At 54.8% G+C, this 26,039-nt stretch carries 20 protein-coding genes; 2 read left to right on the forward strand and 18 right to left on the reverse strand.

Annotation, left to right across the window (positions count from 1 at the left end; all coding sequences use genetic code 11):
* Positions 1-226: 226 nt before the first annotated feature.
* The 15 genes from CA13_RS13055 to CA13_RS13130 form a co-directional block, all read right to left on the reverse strand.
* Positions 227-1,225, reverse strand: a complete 999-nt coding sequence (locus CA13_RS13055) for an HAD family hydrolase (RefSeq protein ID WP_146397305.1) — start codon at positions 1,223-1,225, stop codon at positions 227-229.
* A gap of 90 nt (positions 1,226-1,315) precedes the next feature.
* Positions 1,316-2,782 carry a DUF1254 domain-containing protein gene (locus CA13_RS13060; protein ID WP_146397306.1) on the reverse strand — a complete coding sequence of 489 codons (1,467 nt, stop codon included), beginning with the start codon at positions 2,780-2,782 and terminating at the stop codon, positions 1,316-1,318.
* Between the two features lie 114 nt (positions 2,783-2,896).
* Positions 2,897-4,477, reverse strand: a complete 1,581-nt coding sequence (locus tag CA13_RS13065) for a DUF1214 domain-containing protein (protein WP_146397308.1) — start codon at positions 4,475-4,477, stop codon at positions 2,897-2,899.
* A 157-nt stretch (positions 4,478-4,634) separates the two neighbouring features.
* Positions 4,635-7,151: a PAS domain S-box protein gene (locus CA13_RS13070; RefSeq protein WP_146397310.1), complete on the reverse strand. Its 2,517-nt coding sequence runs from the start codon at positions 7,149-7,151 to the stop codon at positions 4,635-4,637.
* A complete protein-coding gene (locus tag CA13_RS13075) occupies positions 7,144-9,459 on the reverse strand; it encodes an arylsulfatase (RefSeq protein WP_146397312.1) in 2,316 nt (771 codons plus the stop codon). Before CA13_RS13075 ends, CA13_RS13070 begins: the two co-directional genes overlap by 8 nt.
* Before the next feature lie 281 nt (positions 9,460-9,740).
* Complete coding sequence (locus tag CA13_RS13080) at positions 9,741-11,315, reverse strand: DUF1214 domain-containing protein (RefSeq protein WP_419194275.1); 1,575 nt, start codon at positions 11,313-11,315, stop codon at positions 9,741-9,743.
* 123 nt (positions 11,316-11,438) lie between these two features.
* Positions 11,439-13,190 carry a hypothetical protein gene (locus CA13_RS35065; protein ID WP_419194276.1) on the reverse strand — a complete coding sequence of 584 codons (1,752 nt, stop codon included), beginning with the start codon at positions 13,188-13,190 and terminating at the stop codon, positions 11,439-11,441.
* Complete coding sequence (locus CA13_RS13090; RefSeq protein WP_146397315.1) at positions 13,187-14,113, reverse strand: YybH family protein; 927 nt, start codon at positions 14,111-14,113, stop codon at positions 13,187-13,189. Before CA13_RS13090 ends, CA13_RS35065 begins: the two co-directional genes overlap by 4 nt.
* Positions 14,114-14,225: 112 nt before the next feature.
* Positions 14,226-15,743, reverse strand: coding sequence for an arylsulfatase (locus tag CA13_RS13095; RefSeq protein WP_473087509.1), 1,518 nt, complete (start codon positions 15,741-15,743; stop codon positions 14,226-14,228).
* 182 nt (positions 15,744-15,925) lie between these two features.
* Complete coding sequence (locus CA13_RS13100; RefSeq protein WP_146397319.1) at positions 15,926-16,270, reverse strand: hypothetical protein; 345 nt, start codon at positions 16,268-16,270, stop codon at positions 15,926-15,928.
* 88 nt (positions 16,271-16,358) lie between these two features.
* The gene (locus CA13_RS13105) at positions 16,359-17,849 is read right to left on the reverse strand and encodes a hypothetical protein (protein WP_419194278.1); all 1,491 of its coding nucleotides are present in this window, start codon (positions 17,847-17,849) and stop codon (positions 16,359-16,361) included.
* Between the two features lie 31 nt (positions 17,850-17,880).
* Positions 17,881-18,774 (reverse strand): YybH family protein, encoded by an 894-nt coding sequence (locus CA13_RS13115; RefSeq protein ID WP_146397322.1) that lies wholly within the window; start codon positions 18,772-18,774, stop codon positions 17,881-17,883.
* Between the two features lie 10 nt (positions 18,775-18,784).
* Complete coding sequence (locus CA13_RS13120; protein ID WP_146397324.1) at positions 18,785-19,162, reverse strand: response regulator; 378 nt, start codon at positions 19,160-19,162, stop codon at positions 18,785-18,787.
* A 138-nt stretch (positions 19,163-19,300) separates the two neighbouring features.
* Positions 19,301-19,936, reverse strand: coding sequence for a response regulator (locus CA13_RS13125; RefSeq protein WP_146397326.1), 636 nt, complete (start codon positions 19,934-19,936; stop codon positions 19,301-19,303).
* A 4-nt stretch (positions 19,937-19,940) separates the two neighbouring features.
* A complete protein-coding gene (locus CA13_RS13130) occupies positions 19,941-21,296 on the reverse strand; it encodes a sensor histidine kinase (protein ID WP_146397328.1) in 1,356 nt (451 codons plus the stop codon).
* A 257-nt stretch (positions 21,297-21,553) separates the two neighbouring features.
* On the opposite strand from CA13_RS13130, the gene CA13_RS13135 reads away from it, so the two are divergent.
* Together CA13_RS13135 and CA13_RS13140 are read left to right on the forward strand one after the other, a co-directional pair.
* Positions 21,554-22,060: a hypothetical protein gene (locus CA13_RS13135; protein WP_146397330.1), complete on the forward strand. Its 507-nt coding sequence runs from the start codon at positions 21,554-21,556 to the stop codon at positions 22,058-22,060.
* Positions 22,061-22,151: 91 nt separating this feature from the next.
* Positions 22,152-23,099, forward strand: a complete 948-nt coding sequence (locus CA13_RS13140) for a hypothetical protein (protein WP_146397332.1) — start codon at positions 22,152-22,154, stop codon at positions 23,097-23,099.
* Positions 23,100-23,556: 457 nt separating this feature from the next.
* Here the strand turns inward: CA13_RS13140 and CA13_RS35070 are convergent, their stop codons facing one another.
* The 3 genes from CA13_RS35070 to CA13_RS13155 all read right to left on the reverse strand — a co-directional run bounded on the left by CA13_RS35070 (position 23,557) and on the right by CA13_RS13155 (position 25,996).
* Positions 23,557-23,907 (reverse strand): glycoside hydrolase family protein, encoded by a 351-nt coding sequence (locus CA13_RS35070; protein WP_419194279.1) that lies wholly within the window; start codon positions 23,905-23,907, stop codon positions 23,557-23,559.
* 148 nt (positions 23,908-24,055) lie between these two features.
* Positions 24,056-24,307, reverse strand: a complete 252-nt coding sequence (locus tag CA13_RS13150) for a hypothetical protein (RefSeq protein ID WP_146397335.1) — start codon at positions 24,305-24,307, stop codon at positions 24,056-24,058.
* 150 nt (positions 24,308-24,457) lie between these two features.
* A complete protein-coding gene (locus CA13_RS13155; protein WP_146397336.1) occupies positions 24,458-25,996 on the reverse strand; it encodes a sulfatase family protein in 1,539 nt (512 codons plus the stop codon).
* Between the last annotated feature and the right edge of the window lie 43 nt (positions 25,997-26,039).

Below are 26,039 nucleotides of genomic sequence, written 5' to 3' on the forward strand. Positions count from 1 at the left end.
TGTTTTCGTCGTTGAGGGAATTGTGTTTCGCATTCGTTATTCGTTTAGTCGCGGAGCGACGGCATTCGGTAGCCTTGGGTTTCAACCCAAGGTATGCATGTTCCAAAAACATGGGAGTCGCGGAACGACGGCATGTGTCTTGAATCTCCGAAATCATCATCATTAAAACCCGTGGCGCCGCCTGTCGTCGCTCCGCGACTAACGGGGCAATCGGCGGCGGTTACTGTTACTTGGGGCCTGTGGGGTAAATCACTTTCCAGTCTTGTTTCATGTCAACCAGGGTCCAGCCGCGCTTGCCTGCTTCATTAAGGCCCCGGTCCAGGCGACCTATATGGGATTCGCGGTCATACGCCCATTCCCGGTCGGCATCCGTGTGATGGACATACAATCCAAAGCGGGCTCCTTTGCCGGCGGAAGTCCACTCGAGCATCTGGAAATCGCCGTCGGAATTGCCGGCGGCAAAAATCGGGCGACGACCAATGTACTGGTGGATGCCGACTGGCTTCGCTTCTTTGTCGTTAAAGAAGGTCAGCTCGGAAATCTTCACAATCACGGGGACGCCGTCACGCAGTTCGTACCTCGCATTAACACTACTGCCCACAACCTGCTCGGGCGGGACCCCATAAACTTCCTCGGCGAACACGCGAAGAAAGTCGCAACCGCCGCCGGAAACGATGTACGTCTTAAAACCATTTGCTCGCAGGTAATCGAGCAATTCAAGCATGGGCTGAAAGACCATTTCGGTGTAGGCACGCTTCGTCTTGGGATGGCGGGCAGTGGCAAACCACTCGCGGACACTGGATGCGAATTCCTCCGTCGTCATGCCCGTATGTGTGGCAGCAAGGACCTCAAGGATTGCTTCTTTGCCCCCGGTAAGTGCCTTCTCGATATCGCCCTTCAGTATCGAAGCAAAGGGCTCCTTTGTCTTCCACTCCGGGTGCTGCGGAGCCAGTTGCTTGACTCGGTCGAAGGCGTAGACGAACTGAAAGTACAGCGGCTGCTCCGACCACAGCGTTCCATCATTGTCGAAAGTAGCGATCCGCTCAGCCGGCGTTACAAAGTCCGGGGATCCTTCCTTCGTCACCTTGGTAACAAATTCGATGATCGAGTGCTTCGTTCTACCATCCTGCCAAGACGGCAACGGATCAACGCCTTGAGCCATCGTCTGATTAGCAAAGGCAATCATGAGTCCCAAGGCAATGACATAAAGTTGGGCTCGTTTCATCGTGTTAGCTTTTTTCGTTTTCAGAGATTGACTTCGCTTCTGGATTTGCATGTTCTGATCAGTCAAGCGGACCTTGTATTGAAACCACATTCAATGCGCCCTCTGGATGTCGGGAAGTTTGTAAGTGCCATCGAAGAGAGGTTTTTCGGGGCCGTACATGCGGACAAAGGTAAACCATCCCTTGCCGGGGATCGTTTTGACCCAGTGATTCTCCTTTGCGTTTGGAGCCGTTGGACCGAAATAGATATCGAACGATCCGTCTGCGTTTGCTTCGGGATTTTCGAACATCGTGCGAACCGCGCCGCGACCTTGATCGGTGTGGATAATGGTTCGAGTTTCGGAATCGTAAACGGTGACCGACCAGAACAGCTTTGCCGGAACCGGACCGGGAATCGTCAGCTTGTAGTTCTTGCTGCCGTCCAAGTAGGCGCCTGTCTTATCCCGCGGCGTGTAAAAGTACATCGAGCCATTACCGACTTGCCGACGTCCGATCCCGCCAGAGGTACCAAACGCCATAAAGAAGAAGTGGTCATTGGCTAGTAGATCCCGATAGTTCTCTGTGCCGAAGTCCTTGGTAGCTGGATCTAGCGGTCCGGCCAAAGGGATGTACTCCCACCGTCGGTCTTTCCAGATCAATCGTTCGGGGCGTGCGTTGCCGAAGAACGCCACGTTCATCTCAGCAAATCCGGTCACAGCTGCCTTGGCAAGAATCTTTGCCTGTCGCTCGCTTGGCTGAAACGGCTCGCCCTTTTTGATGCCAACCGCTGCCAGCATACCCAGCATCACGCGGTGATTGGGTTGGGCTGTTTCGGCGTCAACCACGGCGTGCAATTGCCGCCAGTAGTCCATCGTTTTTTCCCAACGCAGAATCGGCAGTGGAGCCGGCTTGCCTTTTACATTGACGATTTTGTACGAGGATGGTTTGCCTGCCTCGGCCAGTGGGTAGGCCTTCAACTTGTTGGCGTACTCGACCGCTTCGTCGTACGATCCAGACTTAACGGCGACTCGCATGAGAAACACGCACCGCCACGTCTTGCAATAGAAGGGATGGTAACCTGCCGGAATCTCACCTTCGTATCCCGGCGGGACCAGCAGGTCTTTTTCACCTTTGCCTTTGCCGGGACCAATGACGCCCATGTCACCAAACCACTGCATGTTGTGATCGTCCATCAGTCCCATGAAGGGGCCTTCGGGAACTTCGATCACGATCGGACCGTCTTTCAAATCAAAGACGGAGATTACGTAGGGCGTATCCTGGTTGGCGACGGAAAACTGCTGTTCCGGATCTTGCGGCATAATGATGCCGACTTTGTTGGGCACCGCGCCGTGTGGTTCAAACTGCTGGATGACCGCCTCGGTTGCGATCGTCGGGTAGAAGAACTTGAAGGCCTCGATCGCTCGCCGCAGGTCGGTGGAGTCTTGTGCTCGCTGAATCGTCTCATTGTCGGCAGGAAAACCCAGCTTGAGCGCGTACGGCGATTCCGCATCTTGGGCATTCAGGTGTAGCGCACAAGCCAGCACGCAAACAAGTGTAATCGTGCAAGTCATTCGTTTCATGTCTGTCTCGTCAGTTACATCAGAGCAGTGTTTGTTTGTCTTGTCGTTGGTCCGCAACCGTCGCCTGTCGTCGCTCGACGACGACAGGCGGGTTGACCAACGCTTACCAGGCGATTACTTCGTGTACTCCGAAAAGTCCTTGACCTTTTTGATGGTTGGGAACTTGTACTCGTCGTTAAAGAACTCGGCCTTGGCAGCGTAAGCTCGTATGTACGGGAACCAGCCGCGTCCTTCAATCGTCTGCACGTGGTTAATCTCCCAGCCCTTGGGGGCCGGGTCGGGACCGAGCAACATGTAGTACGAACCGTCGGCGTTTTTGCGCGGATCTTTTTTCTTCATGATTTTGCGCAAGTACGGTGCGACGAGTTCGCCCATGGATGCCTTACCGCCCGCGGGGCCAGCACGATTGTCAAGCAGGCATCTTGTGTCGGTGTCATAAATGACAACGGACCAAAACAACTCGGCCGGCACATCCTTTTGAATGTGAATCACGTAGTTGTTTCCGCCCTGCAGGCGCCCACCGTCCTCGTCTTCGAACTTGCCAATGTAAGCCTGGGCTGTTCCCGGTTTGGGGATCGTCATCGCCGGCGAAGTGGTGATGGCTTCGTAGGTGTAACGCGCACGTGGGTCGAAGATGTCGTAGTACTTGGTGCGTTGGGTGTTTTTGATTCCGTCACCCCGCTTGCCTCCCAAAATCATCCGCCAGTTGTTTTGACGAAGGACACCGTCCAACCGCTCGTTGTAGACCAATGTCTTGGCCATCAACTCACCCGTTTTCGTACTGTCGATGAGAATCTTCTTCTGCCGCTCGGTGGGATTGAACGGCTTGCCTTTTTCAATGCCCAAACCCTTCAGCCAATACATGAACAACCGGTCGCGCTCCTGGACAACTTCCTGGTTGATGGCGAAGTGCAGCATTTCCCAATAGGCCAATCCGCGGGGCTGATACATGGGGACAAATTTGTCTTCGGCATCAATGATCTTGATCGGCTTGGACTCTTCGCCGTAGCTGTAGATGCGAACCTTGCGGATCGCTGCTTCGACGTCCTCCGGAGTTCCCAGCAGTCGCAACAAGTAATAAACGCGATCGGTGCTGACCTTGTGGATGGCCACGCCGTCGGCGGGTTCAGGAATGGCTTCAGCGGGAGTGTTTGGCCCGACGATCACCAGGTTGTCACCCTTGCCGGCGTTCGGCCCGAAGATGCCGATGTCGGTGGGGCTTTGCTGCCACATGTCGACGATCATCCCGACGGCCAGACATTCAGGAACGTTCAGCATAACGGCGGCGTCGCGAGTGTTTCCGAAGCCCCAGTAGTAATGCGTGGTCTCGTTGGCAGTCAGAACACCACGACGTTCATCGAACCTCTTGATATCCAGCAGCACGTTGTAGTCGTAATCCTCGTAGGCGTCGTAGTATCCCTGGTGCCAACGAGTCATTCCGACCAGCGGCAGGCCCCACAAGTAAAGCTGCGAAGCTCGCTGATGGTCCATCAAATCATAGATTTTTTCCGCTTCGCCCACCGCCGGAAAACTGTGATCCAGCTTGAACTTCCCGAAGTAGGTATCCACGTCGCCGGTGACCGGCATCAGTTTTTGGAACTCTGCTTCCGACTGAGTGGGAGCTTTCTGTGCGTGAACTGTGCCAGACACAAACACGCTGCATAATAGCGGAATTGTTAGTGATGGCTTTTTCATTTTTCCATTCTAGTTTGATGAGGGTTTTTGTTGTTTGTTTGTATGAAGTGATATGTCGTCGCTTCGCGTATCAGAAGGTTATTCTTGATGTGTGTGCGTTCGTGTGTCTCCTGTTGGTCTTGAAACTTATTGCGTGTTGGTGCGTTTTCGCGAATGGTCAAGTCTCCTCGGCGGCCCGTTTGCGTTCTGAAATGTCTCGGATCGTGCTGATCAGCAACAGCCCTTCCTCCGTTTCCAATGGGCTGAGACTGATCTCGACGGGAAATTCGCTGCCATCCTGGCGTCGCCCCGACAACTCACGGCCCGCGCCCATGGGGCGGAATTTAGGTGCCCCGGCGTACGAATCAAATTTTTCCGGATGTCCCTCGCGAAATCTTTCGGGGATCAGTGTTTCGATTCGTTGTCCGATTAGTTCGTCCTGGGCGTATCCGAAAATCCGCGTGACCTGAGCGTTGACCAAAATGATTCGCCGATCGCGATCAGCGACAACCATTGCGTCAGGCGCGGCGTCGAGTATGCCTTGCAGTTTCTTCTCCTCTTTCCGGCTAGCGGTAACGTCGCGAACGGCTGCTGAGACTAGCATGCCCTGTTCTGTTTCGACGGGCCCGAGACTGATTTCTACGGGAAAGATCGTTCCGTCTTTTCGTTGCCCACTCAACTCCATACCTGCACCCATCGGTCTGGCATGAGCGTCTTTCATGTATTTAGATACTTTGTGTGGGTGAGTAGTGCGTAACTGCTCGGGCACGAGCAATTCAATCGGACCTCCCAGCAGTTCGGCACGGGTGTAACCAAACAGACGTTCGAGCTGGTCGTTGACCAACACGATCGTTCCCGTTTGATTGATGACCACCATCGCATCCGGGGCCGATTCGAGCAGCCCTTGGAACGTCTGCTCCGCCTGCTTTCGCTCCGTGATGTCACGTCCCACTAGGTAAATCGAAGATTCACCTGGAATCAGTTTGGCATTCCATAAGATCCAGCAGTGCGCGCCGTCTTTGCGGGCGCACCGATATTCCATCGAGGTCAAGGCTTCGCCCGCCAGAATTCTCTCGTGATTTTTCAGAGCACGTGCATGATCATCTGCAGCGATCAACTCCCAGACCGGCATGCCCTGTAAGTCGTCGGACTGCCAGCCGAGCACAGATCCCCATGCCGGATTCGTAAGGGTCAAATTGCCCGTGGTACTGACGATCGCCAAGAGGTCGAGCGAGAGATTAAAGAAACGCTCACGTTCCTGCTCTGTCCTCCTTCGTTCGGCGCGTTCAGCAATCCACGTCTTCACTGAATTGCCGATGACGGCAGCAGAACGTTGACGATCATCACGCTTTTTCGATAATCCTTGCAGGCAAATTCCCTCAAGCTCTCTTGGGATTCCGTCGATGCGGTCGCGGGGGGCGGTCGGTTTGTCGTGAATGACATTCTCCAGCATGGCAACGATACTTTTGCCAGAGAATGGCGGTTCGCCCACCAGAAGTTCGTAAAGGATCGACGCCAATCCGTAAACATCCGTCCGTTCGTCAAAGAGTTGAACCTCTCCTCGCGCCTGCTCCGGCGACATGTAGGCGGGCGTCCCGAGCTTCTCACCTTGCAGTGTGTGTGCGATTCCGGGCGAATCAGGTTTCTCTTGGATGTCGATCGTGGCTGCGAAAGGCGTGTCATCCGCAGGCACCTCTGCATCTTGATCGCCCATACGTTTGGCCAACCCCCAGTCCAGGACGATCACTTCTCCAAAATCACCCACCACGATGTTCTCAGGTTTCAGGTCTCGATGGAGAATCTGTCGAGAGTGTGCGTAGGCAATGGTGTTGCAGACACTGACGAATTGATGGAGCAGATCGATCAGTCTGCTCGTTACGCCCGTACTTGCGTTGTCGTTGCGCCAACGGTGGTACTCCTGAATCTGCTTCGTAAAAGTTGCGCCTTGGACGAACTTCATGGTGTAATAGCTTTGCGTTCCATCGTCGACATAATCGTAGACGGGAACGGTTCCAGGATGAGTCAACTGAGCGGTGATCTGTGCTTCCCGAAAGAAACGTTCTCGGGTGACTGGCGACTCCGATTGATTCGCTTTGAGCTCCTTGAGCGCTACTTCGCGGGCGAGGACCTTGTCGTGCGCCAGCCATACCTGACCGATTCCGCCGGTTGAATGCAGACCACAACGGGTAATGCGGTCATCCGATAGATGAGTTGTGGAGAGCTTGGGACCGGTCGCGATCCGCTCGCTGGACTCGATCCCCGCGAGCGACTGCCGAATCTCGCCGCTGTCGATGCCTTCCAATGCAGTTTTCAGATCGTCGGGCATTCCAGCCAGTGATTTCTTTACGTCGCCACCGGCTTTTTTCATCCGCTTCTTCAACAGATAATCAACATGCTGACGATCTTCTTCGTCCAGCCAGCCCTGTTCAATCAGCACCTCAGCCAGTGAGGATTCCTTCCGGGACCCCCAAAGGGTGCAGGCATCAACGAATTGACGCATATCGATCAAATCGCTTTGCATCGCAATTAGGGCGAACAGTAAATTTCGATCTGCTGATTCAACTGCCATCACGGTATCCAGTTCATACCCAGCGATAATCCGCTGGGCTGTTGCGGGTTGTCTCTGCGGAACGTCGAGGCGATCGTAAGACCGCCCCATGACGTTCTCGTCTCGGAACTGACATTCGTCAATCATCACTCCGTTTCACGGTCAGCTTCTGGAGCGACTCGCAGCGGAACGGGATCGCGTAGACGTCCTCGATCACTGGCGAACCGGTATCCTCACCGACATCGAAAGTCTCTTCGATCGAGAAGGTGATGGGAACGGTATTCGGAAGGTGCTCTTTGCCAACGCTCTTGCCATCGATAAAGATCTCCGCGTCGCCCTCGAACTTCCCTGTCTTAGTGAACTTCATCGAGAGGGTCGATTTGCCCTCTGGAACTGGCACCGACGACTCGATCACCGTGCGGTCGATGCCGATGAAGTTGTAGACGTAGTAGAGGTGGTTGTTCTTGACGAACAACGCGTAACCGGCGGTCCGCCCGCCAGCGGTCACCAGCATACCGTCACCACCGCCGCCTTTTGGCATGTCGACCTCCGCGATCAATTCGTGCGAGCGGTTCTTGATCGGAGGTGAAACCGACTCGTGGACGCGGATCGCGGCCGGCGGGTAGTAGACAAGTTCTTTTTCCTGCGGGGCGGCGATCGCCTGCATCGCGGCGAACCGGGGGCCGATGTCTCCGTCGAGCGGGAAGACATTGTTCTTCTTCGCCTCCACTTCAAACAACGTCTGGAGTTCCTTCAGTTTCTCCGGATGTTTGTCGGCGAGATTGTTGCTCTGCGAGAAGTCTTCCTTCAAGTTGTAGAGCTCCCAGACGTCTCCATCGAGGGTTCCCTCGGCATTGAGCACCCAGGGCCGCTTGTTGCGGTGCAGGGTGACGGCGGTCCAGCCGTCTGCGTAGATGCCACGGTTGCCGAACATTTCATAATACTGAACGGTGCGGGTGTCCTCAGCCTTGGGGTTCGCGAACGCGTAATTCATCGGAACGCCATCGAAAGGCATCTGCTCGACGCCATCGAGCACCTTCGGCGCCTCGACGCCGCAGGCTTCGAGGATGGTCGGTGCGATGTCGATGATATGATGGTACTGGTTGCGGACCTGGCCGTTGTTCTTCTTGTCGATCCCTTTCGGCCATGACACGATCAGAGGATCAGCATTTCCGCCACGGTGGGCGCTTTGCTTGAAGAATTGGAACGGGGTGTTGCCCGCCTGAGTCCAGCCAGCGGTGACGTGCCAGACGCCGACGCGGTTACCCCACTGGTTCATGTATTGGCTGTTGATCTCATAGGGGATGTTCGGGCGACCGTTAAAGAAGCCGTTTTCGTTGAAGGTGCCATGCAGACCACCCTCGCCGCTGCCGCCGTTGTCGGACGTGAACATGACAATCGTGTTGTCGAGTTCGCCGATCTTTTCGAGGTAATCGAGAATGCGACCGAACTCGTAGTCCGAGTAAGCAAGTTGGCCAGCGAAGGCCTCCATCTGGCGGGCGTAGAGCGCTTTTTCTTGATCGTTAAGGGTGTCCCAGGCCGGGATCTCTTCGTCACGCGGCGACAACTTTGTGCCTTCCGGGGCGATGCCCATTTTGATCTGGTTGGCAAGGATTATTTCACGCGCCTTGTCGTAACCCATATCGAATTTGCCGCGGAATTTTCGGATCCAGTTCTCGGGCGCCTGATGTGGGGCGTGGACCGCGCCGGTGGCCCAGAACATGTTGAAGGGCTTTTTCTGGGCGGAGGCTTTCTGCATTGAGATCCAGCGGATCGCGGTGTCTGCCAGGTCCTCGTTCACGTGGTAGCCGGGCTTGTCGTAGCTCGGCTGCATCGGCGTGTGGTCCATCCACATGATCGGGTTGAAGTTGTTCATGTCACCGGACATGAAGCCGTAGAAGTGTTCCCAACCATCCCCGGAAGGCCAGCGATCAAACGGACCAGCGAAGGTCGATTCCCACTGCGGGGTGTGGTCCCACTTGCCCAAGAACATCGTCGACCATCCTGCCCGCTTGAGGATGTCGGCGTAGCCCTTGGCGGATTCCGGTGGGTGGGCGTTGTAGCCAGGGAAGCCCATCGCGGTGAGCGAGTGGGAACCCATGCCAAGGTTGTGATGATTGCGACCGGCGGCAATCGCGGTGCGTGAAGGCGAGCACAGAGCCGTGGTGTGGAAATTGTTGAAGCGCAGACCATTGGCCGAGAGGCGCTCAAGCGTCGGGGTCGGTGTGAGCCCACCGAAGGGGCTGCAATGTCCAAAGCCCATATCGTCGATCAGCCAGACCAGGACGTTCGGGGCGTTTTCTCCCGGCGCGACGGGCTTGGGCCAGTACTGTTCGGAATCTTTCAGCGTCTTGCCGATCTTGCCTTTGAACGATTCGTCTTGTGCATTGGCTGATAGGGCGGCAAAAAGCCCAGCCAATACAAGAGTGAGGAGTGGTGCTTGAACACGCTTCATGATGCTTCTTTCAAAAATTGGGTGAACTAGTGGGTCAGAGGGTTGAATCAGTGTCTTCAGTCGCGGAGCGACGGCATGTGATTTTCACCTTGTTTCATACATTCGATCTCCCAACGAATCTAAACATGTTCGGTGGCGGGTCGACGGCACGCTGGCGTCGTTTCCTGGTTCTGACGATTGCCAAATGTCGTCGCACCGCGACTCATGCATGTGAACGTTTTGACAACCTCGGGTTAGAACCCGAGGCTGTCACGTGGCGTCGCTCCACGACTAAAACGGTGTTACTTGGCATACTCCGAAAAGTCCTTGACCGCTTTGACGGTCGGGAGCTTGTACTCATCATTAAAGAACTCCGGTCCGGCACCGAAGCCTCTTAGGTAGGGGAACCAGCCGCGTCCCGGCAGAGTACGAACATAGTTAGCTTCCCAGCCTTTGGGCGGCGCGTCGGGGCCGACCAGCATCGTGATGGTACCGTCGTCGTTGGTTCGCAGCCCTTTCGTTCGGCTACCCACGGTCGCCTTGCCGCCTTCGGTCACCTCGCGGTTATCCAGAATGGTGCGTGTGTCGGAATCGTAGACAACAATGGACCAAAAGAGTTTTGCAGGTGGATCCTTGGCGATTTGGATGACGTAGTTGTTGCCACCCTTCATGCGTTTGCCGTCGTCATCTTTGAATTTAACGATGTAGGCCTGGGCTTTGTCCTTGTAAGGCACGGTCATGGCCGGCGAGGTAACACAGGCTTCATAGGTGTATCGTGCCCGAGGATCGAAAGTATCGTAGTGACCGACACGCTGGGTGTATTTGATACCTTCTCCCCAAGGGCCGCCCAAAACCATCCGCCAGTTGTTTTGGCGAAGCACGCCCTCGATGCGTTCGTTGTACACAAAAGACTTGGCCATCAGCTCACCAGTCTTGGCCCCGTCCAGGAGGATCTTCTTCTGCCGCTCCGTTGGTTCGAATGGCTTATCCTTTTCGATACCAAGGGTCTTCAGCCAATACATAAAGTGACGGTCCTGATCGCGGACCGTTTCCTTGTTGATTGCAAGGTGCAAGAGCTTCCAAAACGCCATCCCGCGCGGCTGATAGTTGGGAACGTACTTGTCTTCGCCTGAAACGATTTTCACGTTTGGTTCGTCGCCGTAACGGTAGAACTTGAGTTTTGCACTCAGAGACTTGACCTCTTCCGGAGTACCGAGCAGCCGGGCCAGGACAAACGCCTGGTCGGTATCAACCTTGACAATCCGCTGGTTGTTCGCTGGGTAAGGGATTTTGTCCTGCGGGGTATTGGGGCCGACGATCGCGAAAACGCCACCCTCGCCACTGTTGGGGCCGAAGAGGCCGATATCGCTCGGGCCCTGCTCCCACATATCGGCGATCATCCCAACGGTCACACCCTTCGGAATATCCAGGATAACGGCCCCTTCACGCGTGTTTCCGAAGCCCCAAAAATACTCCGTACTTTCGTTTGGAGTCAGAATTCCGCGTCGCTCGTTGTATGTACTTGCATGGACAATCGTCTGGTAATCGTAGTCTTCCAAGGCATCCACGTAGCCCTGGTGCCATCGCGTCATGGCCACGATTGGCAAACCCCAAAGGTAGAGTTGTGATGCACGTTGGTGATCGATGATGTCGTAGATTCTGTCCGCCTCACCTTCCTTCGGAAAACTATGATCCAGTTCAAAATCTCCAAAGAAGGTATTCACAGTGCCGGTGACCGGCATCTGCTCATGAAATCCAGCTTCTGATTGTTGTTCGAATTCCCCCTCCGAACGCGTCGGAGCCTTCTGTGCGTTTGAAGTCGCACAGATTGCCGTGCCGCATAGGAACGCGGTTGCAATGACTAGGATCTTCCTCATTCGATTCTCTCTTGTTGATTGGTTTCTTCGAACATCATTTGACTTTAGGATCATCACCTGGATGTTCCCCGTTTATGGAGCGACAGCATGAGGTAGCCTTCGTTTGCAACCCGATCAGTCCTTTTATTTGGCTTGTTGGCCCTGTGGATCGGGCATTTTGACGAGAATCCAGTTCTCTCTCGTGCCGTTTTGGTAATGGACCAGCGCGCTGGATTGCTTCTCCGTGACGTTGTAGAGCCCCGTTTCGATCACCACGTCGTCTTGGTCGCCAATGGTGAATGCCAGTCGAGTGGATTCTCGATCCGCTCCGCCTTGTACCGAAAGGTTTTCATTGTTGGTAGTGTTGGCAAATGATCCGGCGATAATCCCTTCACGGCTGATGGCCAATTGCAAAAACATGGTGGGATCACCCTGATCGGCTTTGCACAGTGCAAAGACACCCAATGGCAACCACTCCAATTTGTCAGCTTCTTGCGCGTCGACTTTCTGTTGCAATAACTGTTTGCCAGCCGCAGCTAATTGGCGTGCTTGTTCGGAATACTTGTCATCGACTTTGACTTGCTTTCCTTCGACGTAAACACCCTGCGACGTGTATTCGTATTGGACCGGTTGGGCATAAGATCCGCTGTATCCACACCACGACGAGACTGATGACCAGTTGGCCCAACGGTAAGGTGTCGACACATGCCACCACGACCAGACCGGATGCCGGGTCCACATGTAATGCCACCAGTAGACAAACGGATGATTGCGGCTGTAGTACAGATGCTGAATCCGGTCGCGGACATGGACCGCCCGCTCCACTCGTCGACCGATGATCTCCTTATGAACCTCGTCTCGCAGAATCTCCTGCCCCAAACTGGGCATGATGGGTTGATTGATAATCGGGCGGTTGCCGATGGGGGGATTGCCCAGAATAGGGCGGTCACCAGGAATCCGATCTCGGATCGGCCGATCATCCAGCACTGGCCGATCGGGAAGCTGGCTAGCGACCGGTTTGTTATCCAAAAAGTCGTTGAGTCGATCGCGATCAATGGGTTGGCTCGGACGCAGGTTATTTCCCGGGAGTGCCGGCCGATCCAAGATCGGTCGATTCGGGAGATTCCCAGCGATGGGACGGTTGTTATCCAACGGTCCGCCCCCACTGATCGGGCGATCGGCGATGGGACGATCCAGGTTGGGCAGATTGCCGGCAATCGGACGATCCGCGATTGGTCGGTCAAGGCTAGGACGATCCATGATCGGCCGGTCAGCGATTGGCCGGTCAGCGATCGGCCGGTCAGCGATGGGACGGTCAGCGATGGGACGGTCTGAAATGGGACGGTCAGCGATGGGACGGTCAAAATTAGGCAAGTTGTTGATTGGGCTTCCGCCGCCGATCGGACCGCCTCCGCCTCCAAAAATGGGATTGGGCGCCGCAGCGGGTAACGAAGGCTGAGGCCGCGTGATTGGAAGTGAAGGGCGTACGAGCGGGGCACCACCGCCGATCATGGGGCCTCCGCCGAGGCCACCTCCCCCAAATCCACCACCGCCGAATCCGCCTCCACCAATCGCAGGTCTTCCACCACCGAATCCACCTCCACCGAGTCCGCCGCCTAGACCTCCACCACCAAATCCACCACCGCCGAATCCGCCTCCACCAATCGCAGGTCTTCCACCACCGAATCCACCTCCACCGAATCCGCCGCCTAGACCTCCACCACCAAATCCTCCGCCGCCACCCAGTCCGCCACCGCCGAGTAAGCCGCCACCACCTAGCCCACCACCTCCCAGCAGGCCACCTCCGCCAAACAGTTGGGCTGTCGCCGGCGTCGTACCAGCGAGTGGTAAGAGGATTGCGATGACGATCGTTAAGGCACTGCATTGGCGATTCATGGTGTCTCTCCCTGCTGGCTATTTGGGTTGCTGACCTGATTCGTCGTTTGACGAATTAACGTGACTGGTTTGGAACCTGGCATTAGCCGCCCACCGAACTGTTGCTCAAGTGATTGAGTTCGCAGATTCCCTTCGGAGTCGATCGACAGACTGCGCTGTTCCGTGGCAGTGATACCGCCTGGCAGAACGGCGTCAGCCTTGATCAGCCAACCGTCGCTATCGCGATTCCAAATCGCTTGTTCAAAACCGCCTTGGGAATCGAAGCTCCATGATCGAAGGGTCAACGATGCCGGGTCCCATCCGATCATTTCGGTGGCCGTTACGCTTTGGCCGTTCTTGTCTTGCAGCGTGAAGGAACGTTCGATGAACCGCTTGTCATGTTTCCATGTGGACTTGACGGTCAACGTCGCGTTGTCTGCTTCACATTTCCAGGTGCCCACTAACGATTCCAGTCCCTCCGTGTCGTTGGACTCGGTGCCGACGGCCGTCTCTCGGACGCTGTCTCGATACCAAGTCCCTTTCTGCCTCACGTGCACCACGAGGTAGCGGGCATACTCCGCTCCGTAAGTCTCGGAGGCGAGCCGGGCGGTACCTTCCTCCAAGACCACGTTGTTAGACACCTGCCGAAATCGCTGGTCACCAATTGCAAGTTGAAACTCCTCGTCCGTGCTCAGGAGTTTTTCGATCGCATTCCGAATTGCTTCTCGGCCCACAATCGGATTCGCCGCGCCGGCGATGCCATATTCACTGGTCTCGGACCAGTGGTTGGCACAAGCGGCTACATCGCGTCGATTGAAAGCGCCAACGTACGAAGCGACACGCTGGGCAACTTCCTTCGTCGGGGCCGACGCCTGCTGCGCCATAGCGGTACGAGTTAGCGATAGGACCAGGATGGTAAAAAGGAACTGGTTCCATCGTCTCATGATGTCTCACGCTCGAGCAATTGGAATGATGTGGATCGCTGCGGGACGCACTCGAAGTAGACGAGTGCGGCCCGCCCGGAAAGTCGACGCAGCGTTCAAAAAAGGTGCGGCGTTACTTGTCGCCGGAGCCTTTTTTGATCGCTTCCATGACATTATTCAGGTTGAAACTGCCAGGCTTTTGACGCGGTGGATACTCTTTGAAGCTTTCCAGCCATTGACCTACGTAAGCACCCGCGGGTGCGAACGCAAACATGTGCTCGAACTGCCATTTGCCGTATCCGATCGCTTCCTTGTGAGCACGCTCAAAAGGATCGGTACGCAGGTTTCCAACCATCGGCATCCGCAACTGCTCAAAGGGAGCCTGCCATACGTGCATACCGTGCGCGTTTTGCCTCAGGAAGGTGATCTTCCAGTCGTTGTAGCGAAGCGCAGCCACTTGACCGTCGTCCGTCCAGTAGAGGAATTCTTCCCGTGGACTTTTCTTTTCCTCTCCCTTAAGGAACGGCATCAGATTGTATCCGTCTAGATGAACGTTGTAGTCTCGCCCGATGGCCTGTCGTCCCTTCAACAGATCTTCTTTGACCGTCGTGTCACCAGCCGCAGCCAGCAGTGTCGGCAGCATGTCCTCGTGGGCACAGATGTCGTTCACAACGCTGCCTTCCTCAATAACACCTGGCCAACGGATCGCAGTTGGGACGCGGAATCCACCCTCCCACTGCGTAGCCTTCTCACCAGCAAACATCGTCGAACCGCCATCGGGCCAAGTGAAGACTTCCGCACCATTGTCGGTCGAGTACATCACGATGGTATTGTCAGCAATGCCGAGCTCGTCAAGCTTGTCGAGCAACTGGCCAACCATTCCATCGTGTTCCACCATCCCGTCGGCGTAAACGCCGTAACCGGTTTTGCCTTCCGATTCGGGTTTGAGATGTGTCCAGACGTGCATCCGCGTGCTGTTCCACCAGCAGAAGAATGGCTTATCCGCTTTGTCGGCACGATCCATAAAATCCAACGCCGCGTTGGTGACTTCTTCGTCGACCGTCTCCATACGTTTCTTTGTCAGTGGTCCCGTGTCCTCGATCTTGCCGTCAGCCGACGACTTGATCACACCGCGCGGACCAAATCGCTTCTTGAAGTCTGCGTCCTTCGGGTAATCAGGAAGCTCTGGCTCCTCTTCCGCGTTTAAGTGGTAGAGGTTACCGAGAAACTCGTCGAATCCGTGGTTAGTAGGCAGCATTTCGTCACGGTCGCCCAAATGGTTCTTACCAAACTGACCTGTCATATAACCTTGCTCTTTCAGCAATCCGGCAATGGTCGGGTCCTCCTTCTGCATGCCCTCGGCTGCACCGGGTAGTCCCACTTTGGTCAATCCGGTCCGCATCGGCGACTGGCCGGTGATGAAGGCGGCGCGTCCGGCGGTACAACTTTGCTGGCCATACCAATCCGTGAATAGGGCGCCTTGCCGCGCGATGCGATCGATGTTGGGCGTCTTGTAACCCATCATGCCCCTGTTGTACGCGCTTACATTGAACTGGCCGATATCATCACCCCAGATGACGAGAATGTTCGGCTTCTTTTGTTGTGCCAATGCAATCTCGGAGGTCGCGGCCACTAGGCCAAAAGTGATCATCGTCGCCAGTGCAGCTAAGCAGCCGCGATGTTTTAAAGTCAACATGTGTGCTCTTTTCAATTGGAGTAACGAAGTAAACATAGTTGTATCAGATCGAGGTCCCTCTCCTGGTGTGCTAGACGATCTTCCCTGCAATAATTTGAAATTCCAAAGTACCATCACCAACGGTCACTTACTGTAGACTAGTCGCCACGACAGGCAACTTGTTTCAGCAACAACATCTTTGCTGTCTCGAGGTGTTCGTGTTCCATTCGCTGAACTTTGAAGTCAAGTGTTTCGTTTTGCCACAGCGCCATCGCCTTGCAGCCATCATGATCCTGGATTTCGAACAGCACGCAAACCCTGCCGTATTCCCTGACTTGGCTGTCAACCACAACGGCAACAGCGCTGTGCGACATGACACTGGAATTGCCGGCCACCTTGATGTGAAGCACCTGGCCCGAGGAAACGATCTCTACAACCGAGTTGGCACCGATCGTGCAGGCTGCTGACGTCTCGTTCTCAATTGTCGGTAGGAAGCTGACCATGGTTCGCTCGTAAGAATAGGAGTACTTCGGTGATTGTATTCCGGTGTCAAGGATTGATTGTGCCTGCACCTGGCTTGACTGACGGTTGTTATTTACCTTGGGGATCGGGCATCTTGACCAACAGCCAGTTCTCTCGCGTGCCGTCCTGGTAATGAACCATCGCGCCGGACTGCGACTCTGTAACGTTGTAGAGTCCCGTTTCGATCACGATGTCTTGCTGATCGCCGATGGTAACGGCCAATCTCGCCGATTCGCGGTCGGCTCCACCCTGCACTGATAAGTTTTCATTGTTGGACGTGTTGGCGAATGAGCCGCCGACAATGCCTTCCCGGCTGATCGCCAGTTGCAAGAACATGGTTGGATCCCCGCTCTCGGATTTGCACAGTGCAAACACGCCCAGCGGCAACCATTCAAGACTGTCGGCCTCCTGCGCATCGACCTTCTGTTGGAGAAGCTGTGCACCAGCGGCTGCCAGCTCACGCGCTTGCCTGGAATAGTCTTCGTCGACAACAACTTCTTTTTCATTCGCGTAAACGCCTTGGGCGGTGTACTCATATCTCACAGGTTGGGTATAAGCCGCGCTGTATCCGCACCAGGAATAGACGGATGACCAATTGGCCCAGCGATAGGGCGCCGTCACTCGCCACCACGACCAAACCGGATGGTGGGTCCACATGTGGTGCTGCCAATACATGAAGGGATGATTCCCGCGGTAGTACAAATCGCGGACGCGATCGCGAACCTCCACCGCTCGCTCGACTCGGCGAGCAACGATTTCCTTCCGCAGCTCGTCGCGAATAATCTGGCCGCCGAAGGTGGGCACAATCGGTTTGTCGATGATCGGACGGTCACCGAGAATCGGGCGGTTTCCGAGAATAGGCTGTTCTCCGCGGATTGGTTTGGCGCCCAAAATTGGCCGATCTCCGAGCAGGGGACGGTCGCCAATGATGGGCCGATCTGCCGGAGCAGCTGGCAACCGGCCAGCATCAGGCCGATTGGGATTAAGAAAATCGTTGAGCCGATCACGATCCACCGGCTGGCTGGGGCGGACATTACCGGGCAGGGCAGGTCGATTCATGCTGGGAAGATTGCCGACGATGGGGCGATCCCCCAAGGACGGTCGATTGCCTCCGGGAAAAGTAGCGCCTCCGGGCGGATTGACGATGGGCTGATTGACGATGGGCTGATTGACGATGGGCTGATTGACGATGGGCCGATTGACGATGGGCGGATTAGCAATCGGGCGATCACCCAAGGCTGGCTGAGAGACGCTTGGCAGCGAACCGATCGATGGTCCACCTCCCAGGATCGGACGCGAACCAGCTCCGAGATTTGGCGCCGCGGGCCTTGGTAAATTAGACGCAATCGGTCGATTGATGATCGGTGCGGAAGGACGCATGATCGGCGCGCCTCCAAAACCACCGCCACCAAAACCGCCTCCGATACCGCCGCCTCCACCAAGTCCGCCACCACCGAGCAATCCACCGCCGCCGAACAACTGAGCTGGGCAGGGAGTCGCGAACGTGGCCCACGAACCAAGAGTGATCAGTAGAGCGGCGATCGAATAATTCGGTTTCATCGAAGTCTGTCCTCGTTGTTGTTCCAGGTGGTTACTTCGCGATGCGGCGAACGAGCGACACTTTCCCAGGCAAAGGGAGCAATCGCCCCTGGACCTGTTGCTCAACCACTTCACTCGTAAGCTTCCCGTCGGTCTCGGGAGTCAGCACGCGCTGTTCGGACCCAACGCTGCCGTCGGGAAGCACCGCACGGACTTTGACCCGCCAACGATTGCCGACTCGGTGCCATACGCCCTGTTCAAAAGCACCTTGCGAATCGAAGCTCCAGGAGCGAATCACACCGGCCGACGGATCCCAGCCGATGATTTGTCTACCGTTCAGCTCATTGCCATTGCCACCGCGAACGGTGAACGATCGCGAGATGAACCTTTGGTTGTTGATCCACTGGCCGTGAATTTCCGTCGAGCCCCCCGCGTTTTCGTACGTCCAGTCGCCGATCAACCACTCCAGTTCTCGCAGCTTCGATTCAGCGACGGAAGTTACAACCGCCACCTCGTGTACGCTGTCGCGGTACCACTTCTGGCCTTGCTGAACGTGGACAACCAAGTACTGCGCCCGTTCCAATCCATGGCTCTCCGAAACCAACGTCGCCGTTCCCTCTTCAAGAACGGCGTCCTGCGTGACTTTTCGGAACCGTTGCTCCGTAACGCTCAACTCGAATTTCTCATCTGTTTTCAGCAGCGTTTCGAGGGCTTCACGAATGGCGGTGCGTCCCTGAATTCGCTGCGAGGAACCCGGCACAATGTACTCAGCGGTTTCGGAAAAGTGTTCGGCACAAGCATCCAGGTCGCGACGGTTGAAAGCTTCTAAGTAGGATGCAACACGCCCCGAAACTGACGCGATCTCCCTGTCCGGCGCCTGGGCTGATGCCAAACCGGGAATCGCGAACAACAAAAGGAGGCAGTTGATGAATGTTGGGTTTCTCATGTTGCGTTGTTCATGGTTGTGGTCTCTTTTCCCCGGTTCGTTGGAATTCGCGAATCACCTTTAGCAATTGCGACGGTGGATCGCCCTTGAACGCAAAGCCCGCGACGCCGGAGTCGAAGGCGGCGCTGCGAGCTTCTTCGTGAACACTCAGGGCGATGATCAAAGGCGGCTCATCGAACAGTTCGAGGAGTGCTTGCAGCGTATCGATCCGTTTTCCGAGCACGTCCCAATCGAGCACAACAAGTTCCGGTCTTTTTGATTTAATGTTCGCCAACAGATCCGTGAAATCAGCGACATCACCGGTCAGCTCAAGATCAGATTGAGCTTCGATCAGTACTGCGATCGCCGACCGCGTCGGCCGATGTTGAGAGGCAACGACAACTCGCATTGATGGATTGCCCTAAAAACCAGAAGAGACCCCGTTAACACAGGTGCCAATAGAACAGCACAGAACCCCTCAAGCTATCCGACAGAAGGACCAATCCGGGGTAGTACAAATGTACTAATGCATTGTGGTTCGGCTAAGTCAGCGAATCAAATGACGCTGAATCGCAATCGCCGCAACTTCCGCTCGATTGGCTGCGCCCAGTCGCTTGATCAATTGGCTGACATGATGGCGGATCGTGAAAGGGCTACGGTGCAAATGCTTGGCAATCTCTTTGTTGCTCATCCCCTTCACAACGAGCGCCAAAACCTCGCGTTCCCGATTAGTTAATTCGATTCTGGCCTCAGGCGAATCGGACAGCAGATCGTTTACTGCATCGGCAGAGATCGTGGTTTGACCAACGCTAGCGGCACGAATGGCGTTTGCAAGCTCTTCCTTGCTGGCATCTTTTAGTACGTAGCCTACGGCGCCTACTTGCATCGCACGCAGGACGAGCTGCTGATCGTGAAAGCTCGTGAGGATCAAAACTTGAATGTCTGCACAAGCTTGTTTGATGGCAGATGCGGTCTGCACGCCGTCAAGTCCTTTCATCTTCATATCAACCAAGACAACATCTGGTTTGATGTCTTTGCACAATTTCACCGCGTCCTCGCCTTTGCGTGCTTCGCCCACCCAGAGCAAATCATCGAACGCCATCAAGACAAAACGAATGCCATTGCGCATGAGGTCATGATCGTCGACCGAGGCGACACGGATCGGTTTGCCTTCAGGCGTCATCGTATCAACCTTTGTTCCAAATTACAGTAATTGTCGTGCCCGCCGTTGCTTCGGATTGTACGTCTAATCGTCCACCAATTGTTGCGATTCGCTCTCGCATCAACTGTAAACCCATGCCGGAAAATTCTCTTGAGTCTTCTAGTCCACAACCATCATCACAGACGGTGAGCGTCGCTTGCACCTCGCTACGTTTCAAGCATAACCGAATGTTGTTCGCATCAGCATGTTTCAATGCGTTGTTGATCCCCTCCTGTGCCGCACGGTAGAACGCGATTTGAACGTCATCAGGCATCACCATGGCACCTTCGGTCTCGAGCTCAATTGGCACTCGTGATCGTCCGGTCGCGGCACTGGCTAACTGCTGCAGCAACACGCCGAGATCTTTCTCTAGCAAGGACGCTGGATGCAGTTCCAGCAACAACGCACGCATCTCCGCCAGGGCACCCTTGGTCAAAGCTCTCAAGTCTTGCAAGCCACGCATCGCGTCATCGGGGCTACGACGCCAAACCTCGGGAATCGCGTCAGCGATGGCAGCGGTGGAAAACAGCGTCTGCGTCACACTATCGTGCAGCTCTCCCGCGATCCGATTTCGCTCGTCGGCCACGGCCTTGCGAAGGTCGGATTCCTTCTGCGCCAGTTTGGACGAAAGCGCCGACGATCGCATGACCTCACCTGCAAGGTCGTAACCGGTCAAACCAACAAGGGCCAAAAACCCGTAGGTCGATAGATAGGGAGAATCGAGCCGGCCGGTGTCCACGAAAAACGCGTGCGTTCCGAAACAGAGCATGAACACCACGACGGTTGAGCCGAAAATGATCGCCCGACCGCGTTCTTTGCGCAGCCAGAATCCGTAACAACCGCAAGCGACAAGACCGAGTATTGCCAGCATCGCCAGCTCGAAAACCAATCGCCATGGGTTGCTTTTCCCAATCGCAAGCCAGATGCGTTCTCCCCAGGGCAGCGTGATTGTTCGCAAACCCGTGATTTCGGTATATAGAAAGCTTGCCGGCGAAAAGAGGTTGACCACCATTGCAGCCATAAAGGCAACAACAATGACGGTCGCAACGCACTTTCCAATTTTCCCAACCGAAGCGTACGATGTGATGAAACAGACGGAGGCAATGGCCCAGCAACCCGAGGCCGCCACATACCACCGCAGTTCGGATGACATGACGTCGATCGACTCGGCGCGATACATGAATGTTTCGGCAATTGCATTAATGCCTGCGGCTGCGGCTGTCAGCGCAAACAGCAAGTGAGTGATCTCGCGATGTGCTCGAATCCAGACGAGCAAATGAATCACGGCAATCGTCTGAAACACGGCAAAAGCCATGTATTGTGCGATTTCCAGGTAGTTCATCCTCGTGACCTCGCCCGAACGCTGACCAATCAATTTTCTCCCGTGAAGGTTCTGTTGGGATTAGTTTAGTCCGGTTGCTGTCATCACGGTAGTTTATTCCCATTCGGTAAGACTGAGCGAATCAAACGGCTGTGACGCCGCCCCGGAATCGTAGGTGTCCAAGCATGATTTTTTACAAGATTCAGTCAAAATTCGCTCGCTGATGTGAAGTGTTATGCGGCAATATCCTTTCACAGCGACTTCGACAGGAGCATCCTGTGGCCCAGAATGAGGGTGAAGTCATGCTTGATCGCGCGATCGGACTGACGGATCAAAATGTTAACAGCAGCTGGTGCGTTTCTATCGACGGCCTGATTGCCGTTGGACGAAGGGCCGCCATCTTCGAGGCATTCACTGGTGAACCAATCGGCACCTACAACGCTGCGATTGGGCAAAGCCTGAATCCTGAGGATGGCGAAGGAATCGCGACGGTTGGTGGTTTCGCCGAAATCTGGTGCAAACCGGTTGATTGTCTCGTCTGGCACGTCGGTTACGGCACGGATGATCCGCATAACCAGGATCTCGGTCAAATCCTAGACAACACGGGCACGCCGATCGCCGGACAAAAGGCACGTCATGCCGTCGATTGGACGAATTGGATGTGGAATGTCACCGACTTTTTCCAATTGGGCTTCGAGGTCAGTCGTCGAGAAACCGCCTACATCGCACCCCGCGTGTCCAACGAGGCGATGATCTACCATTTCCGCTCGCGCCTCACAATCTGAACATCCTGAACTTATCAACGCAAACTATCCTCAAGGTACACGGTCAACCGATCCATCCAAGAAGAACGATCCCCAATCAAGGAACGCATGGATGCGAATCAAATCAATGTGGCACGTGTGTTGTGTCGCCCTGTTGCTATTTTCTACTTTTGCTCTTTCGGGAGAGATCGTTGCTGAAGAATTGCCCCCCCTCAGTTCAGAGTTAGCGGGATTTGGATATGACGATCCTTCTTTATACTGCGACAGTGTTTCATGTGATGGCATGTCGTGCGGTGACCCATCCCATCATCGCTTTGAAGTAGGGCGTTGTGCGTCAAGGTTCAAACTGACCGAGTTCAACATCTATCCAACGTTTTCGTATTTGGATGACAAGGCGGCGTCGTACAACGAATTCGAGTTTGCCTCGATGACCGACCTCGGCTGGCTGGAGATGGAGAACCGAACGGTGATGAACGTCACCGACCTGCCATCGACCATCAAACTTGGTCCTACCAATCCCGATCAGGGAAGCACGACCGCGAATGTTCGCTCCCAGGGATTCGGCGACGTTCTCTCAGGCTTCTTCTTTTCTCCTCGCGGCTCCCACGAGCAGAACACGCACCTCGGCTTGGGGACGGTCATCACGTTTCCAACTGCGTCGGATGACCTCCTCGGCTCCAATCAATACACCGCTGGGCCCGGCGCCCACTTCAGTACCGAGAAGGGCCGGCTGACCGCCGGTTTTTTCCTTTGGCAATCGTGGGGATTCGGCGGCGATTCGTCCTCCAAACGAGTCAACCAGCTCTTTGGTAAGCCATTCATTCTTTTTGAATTGAATGAAAAATGGGACGCCGTCTTCATCCCGCTTGGAATGAGCCATTCCTGGAAGTCGCCCAAGGGAGATGACTGGACTGTGCCGCTGGGCGGTGGCTTGCGACGCGAATTCGATTGCGGCGATCACAAACTGGCTCTCACCACCCAGATGTTTGATTACGTTGCCCGCAAGTCCAAGGACCCGGAATACGAACTCCGATTCACGATTGAGTATCTATTCGATTAGTCCAGCAGTTCTCCAGCAGTGTTTACGGCTCGTTGCGAGAGGGTTCACGAAGAGCGTTGCTTCCGCGGCAAATCGGCGTCGATCTGGCACCCTTGCCGCTCCATCCAACCCCGGTTTTTTCGTTTCTGTGATTGACGTAGGCGAATCCTGATTCCCTACTGGTGCGCCTGCCTTTGTGCCTACGGCGCCGTTTGTAGACGCAATCGCTGCCGCGAAGTCCTCCTCGGTGACGTCCAAGTAGTATTTCGCTGCCGTTTTGCCGTCATGGTCGAACCAGTCGTTCAAGACGTGATTGCGATGTATACCGCTAGGTGGCACGCCCCAGCGCATCCTGAAGCACTTTGGGCCGTTCAAATTTGTACCACTCGTTCTTTGTACCACTCGTTCTTTGTACTACTCGTTCTTTGTACTACTCGTTCTTTGTACTACTCGTTCTTTGTACTACTCGTTCTTTGTACTACTCGGTGTAGGACGTGGAAGAGGTGTCGTAGGGCCGGCCCTCTTCATTCTTCCATTGAATCCCATCCAGTGAACACATATAGCCGCTTTGGCGATCCATGGCACAATTGTAGATACAGTGAAACGGATGTCGGCTTCTCCATCCAACCGGATCCTCCGCATAACCGCTGAGGCAGTGGTAGTTGTCGGCAGAGACCATGTTGTCGGGACCGAGAAGACGGTTGTTGCTGATCACGATGACCTCACCGAGCAGGTGTCGCTGATTGACATGCAAACGCGGGTCAGGCAATTCGGTCAAATCTTCGAGGATGCTTTCAACATCAAATCCAACCGCTTTCTTCTTGGCCACAGCAACGCATCCAATCTTTGTTTGGAGAACACAAATTCAACAAGAACAATGATCGCAAAATCAACCGGACCGCGCTACGCCCAGTCTATCTTAATTGCGTGTCGACCCTGCCGGCATAGCGGGCCCCGGACTCGGCAATGAGATCGGCTCATTGATCCGCATCGACTCTATCCGCCTTAAATTCCTGGCAAAGTTCAAGACACCCGTTCCCCTCCTCAACCAGCCCGTACCTTTTTTCAAAGGCCTGCCCGAACTCATTGTCTTTCGACTTGTAGACGTTGGCGTAGCCGACAAGATAGGTGCCACCATGCTGCGGACATTCCTGCAACTCTTCCCACGCACCGATTTCCGAATACCGATTTCCGAGAACCGATTTCCGAGTACGGGCCCCAGTGGGCATCGATTCCGAATTTAGCAAACTCCCAAAACTGTTTTTGAATTCATAATGATTTCGACTCGATGACGCGAAAAGCAACCGACTACGGTTGATTTGTCTCCACTTCCCAATTTTCCTAACGATCGAAATCGGGCTTTCCATGAACCGTTCTCCTTACTTGCTGTTTTTCTTACGTGACCCGTTTTTTACGTTCTTTTCTAAAAGGATGCGAGCTTTGGTTTCCCACGGCACCTGCCGATCAAACAATGTGCCGTACTCCCGGTAGCCGTTGTAATCAACAGTTTCCTCCTTCCAGTGTTTCACCTGCTGGTCATAGGCCTCGCGCAGTTTCTGAAGAACCGGCTGCGCCTCGGGATTCACCGCCAAATTTTTCAGTTCCAGCGGATCTTTGGTCAACTGGTACAACTCTTCGACAGGCTGCATGTTCTGGTCTTTATCCGTGTAAAACCAGTAGATGTATTTGTACTCGCCGTCGACGACGGAGAGGCTATGTGTGGCCGGTTTACCCCAGACATTCATCAGCGGAAGTGCCTCGTGAATCTTCGCAGCAGGATCCCGGTAGAGTTCCATCAAATCTCGACCATCCATATTGTCAGGAACCGACAAACCGCTCAACGTCAACAGCGTCGGCGCCACATCGCAGAGACCAGTCAGTGCGTCGCAGCGAAGACCGCGTCCACTGTTTGATTCACGAGGATCGTAAACAACCAATGGAATCCGTGAAGCCTCTTCATACGGCAGCACTTTCGAACCATATCCATGCGATCCACACAGAAAACCATTGTCTGACGTGAAGATGACAATCGTATTTTTATCTGCGCCCGCTTCCTTCAATGCCTTGGAGATCATGCCGACCGCCTGGTCAATCCCATGCACCTGCTGGTGATAAGTCGCCATCTCTCCGTCGTAGTTGTCCGCGTAATGCCAACTGTAAAAGCGTTCAAACTGTCGATCCATCCTGCTTTGTTTCGAAAAGTGTTCCCCGTTTTCACGCCCAAAGTTCTCCGGCTTGCGGAACGTCTTGCCTCGATAGATTTCATCAAACCTTGGATCGGGTTCCGCCGGTTTGTGAGGGGCTTTGAAACTGATCGAAAGACAGAAGGGCTGATCTTTCTCGACCGATTCCTTGATAAAATCACTTCCGAAAGCACCGTAGGCAAGTGTTGAGTGTGGATACTCCTCGGCGTATGCCTTCAACGCTTTATTGGCCGCGGTCTTGTAACTGGTCTGCCCCGGGCCGCCAGCCCACGCATCAAAGTTCTGACTGATGTTCTTGATCGTTTCCCCGTTCGGTTCCGACTTCACACTGAAGCCGAACTTGCCGGCAAATGCCGTGCGGTAACCGGCCTCTCGCAGCAACACCGGATAGGATTTCTGCCAAGTGTCATTGATCATGTCCCCATGTTCAAAGTTACAGCCAGTCTTGAACTCGAACATGCCGGTCATGACCGTGGCGCGGCTGGCCATACAAATGGCCGTCGTCGCGTAATGTCGGTCGAACACCAACCCGTCTGCCGCCAACCGATCCAAATTCGGCGTTTGCACGTCCTCGTTCCCATAGCACCCCATGGAATACGTGCATTGGTCGTCCGCCATCAGGAACACCAGATTCGGACGATTGTCCGCTGCCTTGACGACAGAAAATGAAGTCGCCAGCAGCACACACACACTTATTGTTTTCAGCATCATCATTGTTCTTCCTGAGCTTTCCTTTTTCATGACGGGCATTCTTTTG

This window comes from Novipirellula herctigrandis (genome assembly GCA_007859835.1).
In the GTDB taxonomy this organism is placed as follows: domain Bacteria; phylum Planctomycetota; class Planctomycetia; order Pirellulales; family Pirellulaceae; genus Novipirellula_A; species Novipirellula_A herctigrandis.